This window comes from Acinetobacter sp. V2, from assembly GCF_001188385.1.
In the GTDB taxonomy this organism is placed as follows: Bacteria; Pseudomonadota; Gammaproteobacteria; order Pseudomonadales; family Moraxellaceae; genus Acinetobacter; species Acinetobacter oleivorans.
Genome location: NZ_JZFB01000005.1, coordinates 205,277 through 217,464, shown reverse-complemented (window position 1 = coordinate 217,464; position 12,188 = coordinate 205,277). Strand labels below are relative to the sequence as shown.

The 12,188-nt window shown below is 39.2% G+C and carries 12 protein-coding genes and 1 riboswitch; of the genes, 5 read left to right on the top strand and 7 right to left on the bottom strand.

Translation table 11 applies throughout. From position 1 onward, the window contains the following. Positions 1–335, bottom strand: a 335-nt coding sequence (locus UC75_RS15625) for a hypothetical protein (RefSeq protein WP_049838144.1), incomplete at its 3' end; no start/stop codon positions are given. A gap of 132 nt (positions 336–467) precedes the next feature. On the opposite strand from UC75_RS15625, the gene baeS reads away from it, so the two are divergent. Together baeS and UC75_RS15615 are read left to right on the top strand one after the other, a co-directional pair. Continuing rightward, on the top strand, positions 468–2,126 hold the full coding sequence (baeS, locus tag UC75_RS15620) for a sensor histidine kinase efflux regulator BaeS (RefSeq protein WP_049838143.1): 1,659 nt from the start codon (positions 468–470) through the stop codon (positions 2,124–2,126). 21 nt (positions 2,127–2,147) lie between these two features. Then, positions 2,148–2,834, top strand: coding sequence for a response regulator (locus tag UC75_RS15615; protein WP_003655179.1), 687 nt, complete (start codon positions 2,148–2,150; stop codon positions 2,832–2,834). Positions 2,835–2,905: 71 nt separating this feature from the next. On the opposite strand, the gene UC75_RS15610 is transcribed toward UC75_RS15615, so the two are convergent. From UC75_RS15610 to UC75_RS15600, 3 genes are all read right to left on the bottom strand, one after another. After that, entirely contained in the window at positions 2,906–3,487 is a 582-nt protein-coding gene (locus UC75_RS15610) for a L,D-transpeptidase family protein (protein ID WP_049838114.1), read from the bottom strand. Positions 3,488–3,551: 64 nt separating this feature from the next. Beyond that, on the bottom strand, positions 3,552–4,994 hold the full coding sequence (locus UC75_RS15605) for a protein adenylyltransferase SelO (RefSeq protein ID WP_049838113.1): 1,443 nt from the start codon (positions 4,992–4,994) through the stop codon (positions 3,552–3,554). Between the two features lie 99 nt (positions 4,995–5,093). Beyond that, positions 5,094–6,266, bottom strand: coding sequence for an acyl-CoA desaturase (locus tag UC75_RS15600; protein WP_005309628.1), 1,173 nt, complete (start codon positions 6,264–6,266; stop codon positions 5,094–5,096). A 208-nt stretch (positions 6,267–6,474) separates the two neighbouring features. Between UC75_RS15600 and UC75_RS15595 the strand changes: the two genes are divergently transcribed. Continuing rightward, complete coding sequence (locus tag UC75_RS15595) at positions 6,475–7,008, top strand: META domain-containing protein (protein ID WP_049838112.1); 534 nt, start codon at positions 6,475–6,477, stop codon at positions 7,006–7,008. Positions 7,009–7,035: 27 nt separating this feature from the next. Here UC75_RS15595 and UC75_RS15590 read toward each other — a convergent pair whose 3' ends face one another. The 3 genes from UC75_RS15590 to UC75_RS15580 all read right to left on the bottom strand — a co-directional run bounded on the left by UC75_RS15590 (position 7,036) and on the right by UC75_RS15580 (position 10,415). Further along, the gene (locus tag UC75_RS15590) at positions 7,036–7,749 is read right to left on the bottom strand and encodes a glycerophosphodiester phosphodiesterase (RefSeq protein ID WP_049838111.1); all 714 of its coding nucleotides are present in this window, start codon (positions 7,747–7,749) and stop codon (positions 7,036–7,038) included. 74 nt (positions 7,750–7,823) lie between these two features. Beyond that, positions 7,824–8,402: a cob(I)yrinic acid a,c-diamide adenosyltransferase gene (locus tag UC75_RS15585; protein WP_049838110.1), complete on the bottom strand. Its 579-nt coding sequence runs from the start codon at positions 8,400–8,402 to the stop codon at positions 7,824–7,826. A 96-nt stretch (positions 8,403–8,498) separates the two neighbouring features. Then, positions 8,499–10,415, bottom strand: coding sequence for a TonB-dependent receptor plug domain-containing protein (locus UC75_RS15580; RefSeq protein WP_128825299.1), 1,917 nt, complete (start codon positions 10,413–10,415; stop codon positions 8,499–8,501). 23 nt (positions 10,416–10,438) lie between these two features. Next, positions 10,439–10,646, bottom strand: a riboswitch (cobalamin riboswitch). Between the two features lie 126 nt (positions 10,647–10,772). Here UC75_RS15580 and UC75_RS15575 point away from each other — a divergent pair. Continuing rightward, complete coding sequence (locus UC75_RS15575; protein WP_013196862.1) at positions 10,773–11,441, top strand: phosphoribosylanthranilate isomerase; 669 nt, start codon at positions 10,773–10,775, stop codon at positions 11,439–11,441. Continuing rightward, positions 11,416–12,188, top strand: a 773-nt coding sequence (gene trpB / locus UC75_RS22010; RefSeq protein WP_228137426.1) for a tryptophan synthase subunit beta, incomplete at its 3' end; no start/stop codon positions are given. The genes UC75_RS15575 and trpB, both read left to right, overlap by 26 nt.

The window sequence follows — 12,188 nt, the reverse complement described above, 5'->3', positions numbered from 1 at the left end:
GGTTGAGGGCGCTTTGGTTCAAAACGAAGGTTACAAGTACCTTCAAGTGTCTTATCTCCAACTTGAACATTTACTGCTTGTCCGTTGGCCTTACCATCACATGCTTTTTGGATTTGTTCAAAGCGAGCTTGACGTTCGGCACGGTGCTGTTCCCATGCTGCTTTTTGTTCTGGTGTGAACTCACGATGTTTCATACGGTGGTGGCCTTCACGTGGGCCATCTTGCATCATTCCACGCTCTGGCTTTGGTGGTTGAGTCGTCGATTGACACGCCGCTAAACTTCCCATTGTTACAATTGCCGCACTGAATAATGCAATTTTTGCCGTCATTTTCATATTTAAAGCCTTTTAATGTTGTGTTTACTGATGGCTTAAAGATTAGATAATAAAGATGTAGAAACAATGGAGAGTTTTTCTTTTCGTTGTTGGTTACAATGCGAAATATAGGGTAAAAATGAGAGAGTGCTTTTGAACGTTCTACGTGTTCCCATTGCATTACGGTTGTTTTTGACAGTCTTGCTCACCACATTGCTTATTGCGACTGCAAGCTTGAGTGTTTTGCACTGGACAATGCAAAAGAACTTTGCCAAATATGTGGCTGACGTTGAAATGCAGAAGCTCGACCGCCTTATAACCAATCTGGGCGATGTCTATACGGTGTACCATGATTGGGGGAATGCGATTCAGGCACAGATTTTACAAATCGAAGGAACCGCGGCTCCCGATGACTATGATCGTCTTTCGCAGTGGTGGCTTCGTCGTCAATATGATATTGCCATACAACAGCATTCTTTCGATGAACATGCCCTTATTAATATTTCACCGCAAGTTGCACCGACAAATAAAAATACTATTTTTAGCGATGAAGAGTTAAGAACGCTTGAGCAAAATTTACCTTCTCAATATCAACCCTTTGAAGGATTAAGATTCCCCTTAAGCGCAAACCAATTTCGCCCAAGTGATGATAAAAATAAATCAAAGAAAGGGAGCTTAAAAGATATTGAAACCCAAAATGGTAAAAAGCGTTTTATTGCTTTGCCTGACCGTTTGGGTTTGAGTTCCCGTTTATCTTTATATGATGCACGGCACCAGTTTGTTGTAGGTGAGCCGCCTTCTTCAGATCAGATGTCATTTCGCCCGATTATCTTAAACAATCAAGTGGTTGGATATTTAGGTTTAAAACCTGTTTTAGATAAAGAAGATGCTTTGAGTATTAATTTCTTTAGTAATCAAAAGCGCTATTTACTCTTAATTTATGCTTTAACTTTACTTTCAAGTCTAGTTGCAGCGCTATTAATGGCAACTTATTTTAAAAAGCCGATTCAGCGTTTATTAAATGCAACTAATGAATTAACGAAAGGAAATTATCAACATCAAGTTGTTATTAAACGAAATGATGAGTTGGGTGATTTATCAACTCAATTGAACCATTTAGCAGAAATTTTACATCAGCATGAAGAGTCGCGACGTCAATGGGTGGCTGATACTTCTCATGAGTTAAAAACGCCGCTGGCTGTATTACAAGCACAAATTGAAGCGATGCAAGACGGGATTCGAAAAGCGACTCCTGAACATCTAGATGCGATGATGCGTCAGGTTTCAAGCTTGAAAAAATTGACTCAAGATCTTGCAGACTTAGCACAGGCAGATGCCCAGCAGCTTAAGTGTTATTTAAGTTCTGTTAATCCATGGGAAGTGGTATTACAGGAAGTAGAAAACTTTAAACCTAAACTTGAGCAGGCTGGTCTCGAAATTCAAGTTGAAGGAACAAGTTCTCCGCTATTATTAGACCGTGATCGGTTTAAACAGATTATTGTTAATTTAATTAGTAATAGTATTCGTTACACAGAAACAGGTGGCAAAATTCATATTCATACAGCTCAAACTCCGCAGGAGTGGACTTTGTATGTTGATGACAGCCCATTTGGTTTAAACGATGAGCAGTTATCTCGTTTAGGTGAACGTTTCTATCGCGTAGATGATTCGCGTACGCGTAGTACAGGTGGAACAGGGCTTGGCTTGGCTTTGTCTTGTAAAATTGCGCAGGCGCTTGGTGGTACACTCAGTTTTGAACATTCACCGTTAGGTGGTTTACGTTGTGTGCTCACTTTTAAAAAGCAGAGTTAAATATAAAAGGAAAAATATCTCATGAAACATGTGATGTTGGTTGAAGATGAAGTCGAATTAGCGCATTTAGTGCGTGATTATCTTGAAGCTGCCGGTTTTGAAGTAAGTATGTTTCATGATGGTCAAGATGCCTATGCGAGTTTCCAACAACGTAAACCTAATTTAATGGTTCTGGACTTAATGGTTCCACGAATGGATGGTTTGACCATTTGCCGTAAAGTTCGTGAACAATCAGATTTACCGATTATTATGGTCACTGCCCGTACCGAAGAAATTGACCGTGTATTAGGTCTGAATATGGGCGCTGATGATTACGTATGTAAACCATTTAGTCCAAAAGAGTTGGTAGCTCGCGTACAAGCTGTTCTGCGCCGTTTAGAGCGTAAAGCAGAACCTGAACAAAATGATTCTTTCCGAATTGATAAAGCTCAGCAAAGAATTTGGTATCAACAAAAATCATTGAGCTTAACGCCAACCGAATTTCGCTTACTTGAGCTATTTTTAGAGCATGTAGGGCAAGTATATTCACGTGCACAATTATTAGATCATATTAATCCAGATAGTTTTGACGTTGCTGACCGTGTAATTGACAGCCATATCAAAAACTTGCGCCGAAAAATTAGTGAAGCGGCTGAAACTGGTAACCGTCATGAATGGATTCAAGCTGTTTACGGTGTAGGTTACCGCTTCGAATATCCTGAAGAGTAAAACACTAGCAAAAGTTATTCTGTGGATAACCACAATGTTATCCACAGAAAATGTGGATAGTTTTAAAGATTTTATGGATAAATAATAATCTTCGTATGATTTGGTACCAATTGCCAAATCTCATCTATATCTGCATTTCTAACCGCAATACATCCTAATGTCCAATCCTTATGGGGCATATAAGTCGAGCTAAAAGGTATAGATAAAAAGGATTTTGGAACTGATCCATGAATCATGATATCTCCACCTGTTGGTTGATTATATTGCTTGGCATAAGCAATATCTTTCGTATCGGGATAGGAAATATGCAATGATTTATAGAAAGCACTTTGTGGATTGCGCCAATCTATAGAATAGATCCCCTCAGGTGTTTTTCCATCATTTTCAAAGTGTTTATGTCCTTTTGGATTAAAGCCAAGTCGGATAGGATAACGACGAATCACATCCTGATTACTCTTGAGCAGAAGTACGCGTTGATTTTTAAACACTTCAATTGAGGTGATGGGCTTTGTCTTGATTAGATCCGAAATCTCTTCGTGTGAAAGAGCTTTATGGGATGATGTAAAAGTCGGTAAATATTTTTCATATTTATAAAAAGCGATTCCAAGTGGAACTATAAGAAGTGTAGAAATAATGATAGGTCTAATTTTCATATATTATTCTTTGATGTTTAAAAAACTCTCTTAAGTGACTTAAGAGAGTTTAGTTTTTAAAGTATTAAGAAGAACAGCTGACAGCTACGTCTGGTACGTCACTTGGTAACGGGCCTAAATCTTGTAGCTGTTCGAGCTCTGGTTGTCTTGTATATGGCTGATCAAGCAGCTTAAACAAACGGTCTACTTCACTAAAATCATCTCGTTCCGCGGCTTCAATAGCACGCTGAGCCATGTGATTACGTAAAATATAAATCGGATTTGCTTTTTGCATGTTTGCATCAAGTTCAGAAGTATCTTGATGTTCACGAATACTTTGATATTGGCTAAGAAACTCATCGAACTGTCGAATATCAAGGCAATCATCTCGTAGAGTTTTATATTCTTTATTTTGAAGTCGGATAAAGCTCTGAGTGTAATCGAGTTGTTCAGTTTGTAAGATTTTTAAAAAACTAAAACTACAATCAAGACTGTCTTTATGAAAATGGGGAAGTCCCATTTTTTGACATAAACCAGTTGTGTAATGTTCAATAAAAGTCGGTTCAAATTGTTCTAAGCAACGCGCTAACTCTTCTTTGAACTGATCCTTTTTTTCAGGTTCAGCAAGTGGAATCAAGTTGTTTAACCACGTCCATAAATTCCAATGGCCTATGCTTGGCTGATTTTGATAAGTATAACGGCCTTGATAATCTGAGTGGTTATTAATCCAGTTCGGGCGGAAGCGTTCCATAAAACCATATGGACCAAAATCGAGTGTTGAACCAGTAATATTTAAGTTATCGGTATTCATCACGCCATGAGCAAACCCAACCAATTGCCATTTCGCAATCATGATTGCAGTCCGCTCAATTACCTTTTTGGCAAAAGATAAAATAGGATTCTCAGTTTCTAGACATTCTGGATAATGCCATTCAATACATTTTTGAGTGAATTCTGACAGTAACTCGGGAGCGTATTGATTAATCCATTCAAAATGTCCTAAACGGATATGACATTCAGATGTTCTGAGTAGCATTGCGCCTAACTCTAGTTTTTCACGCTGTACACCTTGAGTAGAGGTCGTAAACCCTACCGCGTGACTAGAAGCGACGCCTAAAGCATTTAAAGCATGCCCAGCTAAATATTCGCGGACAACGGAACGCAGCACTGCACGTCCATCTCCCATTCTTGAGTAGGGTGTCGGACCTGCACCTTTGAGATGTAGGTCGATGGTTTGACCCTTTGTATTGAGTATTTGTGCAATCAGTAAGCCACGACCATCACCGAGTTGTCCTGCCCATTGTCCAAATTGGTGGCCAGCATAGACCATCGCCAGAGAAGGGAATTCAGAGAAAGTACACTGTCCGCTACAGATTTCAACCCATGCATTTTTTTCGTCTTCTGACCATTGCAGTTCATCTGCCAAAGCGGCATTGAAATGGCCTGCTTTTGCACCACGCAAAGGAGATGGCTGCTGAATATGGAATAATTTAGAAGGAAGTGAAGGGTAGAGCGGATTGAATTGCATGGGCTTGGCAAAATAGAGAGAGCGGATTTCACTATACCATAGTTAAAAAGCAGGCATAAAAATAGCTCCCGAAAGAGCTATTTTTGATCAGAATTTATTTTAGTCTGACACCACGTTGGTATTCTTTTTAACACTACGCATAAGTGTTTCTAAGCATTCACGGTGATGACTTAAACGGTGTTCAAGCAATTGAAAATCAACTTTAAGCTTGTGATCCATTCTATGAATCTTTTCAGCCATTGCTGCTTTTTTTGCTTGTAACTCTTGTTCTTTCAGTTTTGCCCAATCATTTAAAGTATGGGTAAATGCTTCGTATTCTTGTGCAATACGTTGTTTCATTTGACTAATGTCAGCATTTACATCATGACCATAGATAGCAAGATCTTGCTCGGCATATTTAAACTTCATCGCCAGTTCTGCTTTTTTAATATTAAAGCTTGGAATACGACGTAAATTTTTAGCTAAACCAAGTTTAGAACAAGACCAAATCAACCATTTTGTTGGGTCATATTGCCACCATTTCACACCATTACGATAATCGTATTGGAAGATATGGTGATAGTTGTGGTAACCCTCGCCCCAAGTGGCGATAGCTAACCAGAAATTATCACGTGCCGAGTTTTCGTCTGTATAAGGACGTTTACCGAACATATGACAAAGTGAGTTAATAAAGAAAGTCACTTGATGGCTAATGATTAAGCGTAAGAGACCACCTATGAGGACCACACCCCATAAATCGCCAGTTGCCCAACCAATTAAACCTAAAATTCCAACATGAACTGCAACTACGAGTAAAGCATAGTATTTATGCTGGAACATAACCAATTTATCATTGAGCAAGTCAGGTGCATTTTTAAAGTCTGGCTCAGATGGCGAATGATCGCGGATCATCCAACCCATATGGGCATACCAAAAACCACGCTCAATTGAATATGGATCTTCATCGACATGATCAACATGTCTGTGGTGAGTACGGTGACCAGATGCCCAGAACAAAATACTATTTTGTACGGCAAAAGTTCCACCGATCATTAAAAGAATTTTAAGCGGTAACGACGCTTCGTAAGCTCGGTGAGCCCACAGGCGGTGATAACCAGCAGTAATCCCCATACTACTTAGAGCTAAAAGAAAAAATAAGCTTACCCATGCGCTTACACTAAAATCATAATAATACGCGTAAATCGGGATTATGATTGCGGCAAGAATTGGTAAACCAATTAAGGTAATGCTAGCGGTCCAGTTAATTGGGGCTTTGAGTGGGGCGGAAGTCATATCCGGCAGCGCTCCTAGAATCCTTGTCAGACAAGGTACAAAGACAAAACGACATAGCAAAACCAATCATCAAGATATATTGCTATTCTATCCTTCATATTAGCACGTGCTTAGTGAGAATCACTAGCATTATTGTACAGATGTATTGAAAGAACGGTAACAGAATTAAACTATGTCACAGAGTTTTTCAAGTAGGAGAAGTTGTTTAATGAACGTACAACGATTGAAAAAAAAGAACAGCATTGATATTGCAAGGAAATTATCATTGAAGTGTGTCTTGGTCACAATCAGTCTTGTATTAGCCGCATGTCAAAGTGCACCCGATCAAAATACAAAAAAAGTCCAAACAAAAAAAACAGTTCATCATGTTCAAGCGCCTGTTGTAAAAAAGAGAGTAAGTCCTGATGGCATTCAAGATATTGATTGGCAGATTACTCAGATCAGTGGTCATAAGGCAAAATTCTTTATACAGTGGCCAACTCTTTCTTTAAATTCTGCTATCAAAACAGTATCAGGCCATACTGGATGTAACGCAGTTTTTGGTCGTTATACATTTGATTTTAGTCAGCAAAAACTTGACATGCAGGTAAATGCAGGACATTTAAGCTGTGATGGTGCTTTGGCTCAAGAGGCAGAGCTGGTGGATGCTTTGCAACGTATTCAACGCTTCCAACTCGTAGGCAATACGCTCTACCTGCTTGATCAGAATGGACAACGCCTTATTCAGGCACAAAAGAAATAAAAGGTGGTTTTACCACCTTTTTTATATTTATAGAGCTTGTAACATCGTGGTTGGAATATCTGTAATTAGCCCTTGTACATCTAAATCCCTAAGTCTTTTTGCTCTTTCTACATCATTCACTGTCCAGACACTAATATTTAAGTCGGCCTGCTGTGAAAGCTGAATCATTTCATCTGTTGCGAGTTGATCGTGCCAGCCAATATGACAGCAACCATATTGATGAGCGAGTTCAATTGCTGTTGCTCCAACTGGAAGCTCCACTAACAATCCACGTTTAAATTGAGAGTTTATATCGCGTAAGGCAGTTAAAATTTGAAGATCAAAGCTTGTGATGGTGACGACTTTCTCAAAACCTTGTAATTCGGCCTCAAGTTTTTGAACAATTTTTTCTGCTAAAACCATGTCTCTTACAGCTTTCACTTCCACTTCAATATGATCGAAGTTATCAAGCAGGTTTAAAACGCCTGTGAGAGTTGGTGTTGGCTCTGAATTTGGCCAATCTGGCCAATTTTGACGATGATCAAATGAGAGTGCTTGAGCCAAAGTAGATTGCTCAACAATTTGATCTACTCCAGCTGTACGTAAAAAATTATCATCATGGATCACGACCAACTCTTCGTCTTGAAGCTGACGAATATCAAATTCGACACCACGAATACCTAAATTTTTTATGTGCTGAAAACCGCCTAGTGTATTTTCAGGAGCTTCTTTGCGTGCACCACGATGACCAATAATGCGCATAATTTTCTTCTATGAAATATTTTGACTATGGTCTCTTTGAAAAGAGCAGAGACCATGTTTAATTTAATCTATTTTTAAATAATCTCATTAATATTTTTTTGCCAAAGTACTTCTTGGCCGCCCTCGGCACGTTGTAAAGCACGAGATGCAACAAACAACCAGTCAGACAGGCGGTTTAAAAGCTGGAGCGCCGTGGTTTGAATGTTTTGATCACGTGTTTGTACCGACAGTAGAGATCTTTCTGCACGGCGACAAACGGCACGGGCTTGATGGGCATAACTGCAAGTTAAAGAGCCTGATGGCAGAATAAACTCTTTAAGCATTGGTAAGTCTTCATTCATACGGTCAATTTCTTTTTCAAGAAACTCAATACAAACAGGTTCAAGTAAATTGTAGTTTGGAATACAAACCTCTCCACCCAAATCAAAAAGCCAATGCTGAACAAGGCTGAGACTTTTATCCCAATCGGCTTTGTTGGTCACTTGACTAGCTGTGATTTGAGCACGAAGTACCCCAATAATGGCATTCAGTTCATCGACATCACCAAGTGCTGCAATTCGTAAATCATCTTTAGCAACACGAGAGCCATCGCCTAAACCTGTTGTGCCTGAGTCGCCTGTGCGTGTATAGATTTTGCTTAAACGGTGTCCCATGATGGATATCCTGAACATAAAAAAGGGGATAATGTCGGTCAGAACATTACCCCGAAACTGGAGTTAAGAAAATATTTTTATAATCAGAGTGAAAAATTAATAACGGAAAGTGACCCCAACAGAAGCTTGGCGGCCACCATTCACATACCAATTGCGTGAGTTGTAAACCGTTTTATATTCAGAATCACCCACATTTTCGATATTAGTAAATACTCTAACGTTTGGATTGATATTCCAGTAAGCATTTAAATCGACAGTAGCATAGCCTGGGACTTTTTGTGGATTAGCACTATTTTGAGCATTAGAGTTAGAGCGGGCAATAAGTGAAGCACTAACACCGTAAACAGTATTTTCTAAACCTGTAGTTAAGGTGAGTGTTTGCTTAGGACGATAAGCAATCTCTAAGCCAGTTTCTTTATTTTCAGTTTTTACATAGGCATATTCAGTTGATAAAAATAGATCATCTTGTTTCCATTTAAAACCAACCTCACCACCAGAAAATTGTGCTTTGTTTAGATTTTCATAAGTACTTGTCGTTGTATTTGTTGCAACATCAAAATTTGAATTTGATGCAATTAAATTTTTTACGTCTGTTTTATATGCCGATAAATATGCTGTTAATGCAGGAGTAAACTGATGATCTAAGCCAATTTCATATGAAGTACTTTCTTCTGGTTTTAGATTGGTATTCCCATAAGTATGATAAATTCCAAAAGAACCATAATCAGCTTCGCTGTGATAATACAATTCAGTAAGTGAAGGGGCTCTAAATGCTGTTCCGATATTTGCATAGATACTGGTTGACGGTAATACAAAATAACGAACAGCCCCTTGTCCTACATTATGTGTTCCAAATTTTTCATTATCTTCGAGGCGTATGCCTAATTGCGTGCTGATTTTATCAGTTTTATATTGGTGTTGTAGATAATAGCCAGTAGAATCAATATCTTGCTTTCCATTTAAAATAGAGGCATCTTGATACTCTGTATTATCAATGCTTGCGCCAACCAAGATATTTTGTGCCTGTGTAAATTGCCACTTAACATTTAAATCACCTTCATTGCGTTTAGTGTCAGCATGATAAGGTGATGATTCACGATACTCTTGTGTATCTTTAAAATTAGAATATCTTGTATTGATAGTGATATTAGATGTCGGTTTGTATTCGACTCTGGTACTGACTAACTGATTGTCAAACTCACGTTTAGCTGTATTGCTTATGCCACCATTGTCTGAATAATTATTAGCGCCCTTATTTTGAGAAATTTCAACACTTGTATTTAAATTATTCTTATTGTCATAACCTAATTTTGCGCTATAACCTTTTTGATCATAAGCAGCTTTTAAATTGCCTGGTTGAGTGTTGAAAATATGCGTTCCATCACTTTCCATACTTTGCCCACGAATTTGAGCAAAGAACCCTTCATTGCTGACTAAATCTGTTCCAATAATTGCTTTATAAGTACTATCTTCACCATAAATACCTGTAACGAATGCAGAGTTTCTTTCAGGTGAAGATGTAATCATTTGGATCACACCGCCAATCGCATCAGTACCATATTGAACTGATGCAGGACCTTTTAAGATTTCAATGCGGTCAAGATTAGTTGTATCTAAAAGTTCAGGATAGATTGGGGAAAGGGTATTTGGAGTATTTAGACGTGCTCCATCTTTTAATAACAGTACATGATTTGGATTTGTACCACGAATCAAAAGATTAGTGCCTTGTCCAAGACCACCATTTTGTTTGATATAAATAGATGCATCTTTTTGTAAGATGTTAGATAAATTTGAAATAGGATTTTTTTCAATTTCTTCTTTTGAAATCACTGAAATACGCGCCGGAACTTCACTCGCTTTTTCAGCACTTTTTGAGGCAGTGATTACAATTGGATCAAGCTGAGTTGCATTCGTTGTATCTTCAGCAAAAATAACAGGTGAAAACCCCATCGCAATAGCGATAGCCCCTACCAGACGAGTAGGTTGAAAAGACTTAGACATAACATGCTCCATACATTCACCCCACGTGAATGATCGGGTAGATAGATGAAACAAGTAGGTCTCCGGACTTCAGCGCCATATTTATGTTATGGACATATTCACCTTCCCACATTACTGCAGTGGTGTAAGTCGATATCGACTTAAAAAATATGCTTTACAGTGTTACCGTTGCGGGGGCAGTGCCGGACTTTCACCAGCTTCCCTAAAGCATTAATTGCTTACACTTGCTTCCAATTTTACGCAGTATAAAGTGGTGATTTATTTCATACAATGTCATTTGGAGCAATTCCCAGAGAACTTTTACGCAAGGGGCAAAAATTGCATTACAATGGCGCTTATTTTAAGAAATGGTTGTAGTTTAGGCAGATCATGAGCCCATCAAACCAAAAACGTACACGCGCAAAAATCTGTGGAATTACTCGCATTCAAGATGTTCAGGCAGTTGTTGCTGCTGGAGCAGATGCGATAGGTTTTGTTTTTTTTCCGCCAAGTCCTAGACATGTGACAGTTGCAGAGGTTCAAGAATTTACAAAAGTAATTCCACCTTATGTACAAATGGTTGGTTTGTTTGTGAATGCAAGTGCCACTGAAATTCAGGATGTACTTGATTGTGTTCCCCTAGATGTATTACAACTACATGGCGATGAAACTCCAGAACAATGTCAGGAAATAGCTCGCCATTGTAAACGTCGCTGGTATAAAGCGATTCAGGTTAAACCTGATTTAGATGTAATTGCTGAAATTCAAAAATATCAGGCGGCTGGTGCCAGTGCTGTATTGCTCGATGCGTGGCATCCTGAGCTTAAAGGGGGTACAGGGCATCAGTTTGACTGGTCTAAATTCCCAAAACTTGATATTCCTTTAATCTTGGCAGGTGGTTTAACCCCTGACAATGTCATTGACGCTATTCATACTACCGGTGCTTTTGCAGTAGATGTGAGCGGAGGCGTAGAATCCGCAAAAGGTATAAAAGACCAACAACTCATTGAACGATTTATGCAAGGAGTCCAACGTGGATCAGCAAAACAATGTGATTGACTATACACAGTACCCAGATGCTGCAGGGCATTTTGGTATCCATGGCGGACGTTTTGTGTCAGAAACTTTAATGGCGGCATTAGAAGATTTAGAAAATCTCTATTCCCGCATGAAAAATGATGAACAGTTTCTGGCAGAATTCGACCGCGATCTCGCCTACTATGTAGGTCGTCCTAGTCCACTTTATTATGCTGAGCGATGGTCAAAAGAGTTAGGTGGTGCGCAAATTTATCTTAAACGTGAAGACTTGAACCATACAGGCTCACATAAGGTAAATAACACGATTGGTCAGGCGCTATTGGCAAAGCTTTCTGGTAAAAAACGTATTATTGCCGAGACTGGTGCTGGGCAACATGGCGTAGCAACAGCAACAATTGCAGCACGTTTAGGTCTTGAATGTGTTGTTTATATGGGTGCTGAAGATGTTAAGCGCCAAGCCATGAACGTTTATCGTATGCGTTTATTGGGAGCGACTGTTGTACCTGTACAAAGTGGTTCTAAAACGCTGAAAGATGCCATGAACGAAGCGATGCGTGACTGGGTAACCAACGTTGATACGACGTACTATGTAATTGGTACAGTTGCAGGTCCACATCCATATCCTCAACTTGTTCGTGACTTCCAGTCAATTATTGGCCGTGAAGCACGCAAGCAGATCTTGGAGCAAGCAGGTCGCTTACCAGATGCATTAGTTGCATGCGTGGGGGGCGGTTCAAATGCAATGGGCTTGTTCTATCCATTCTTAAA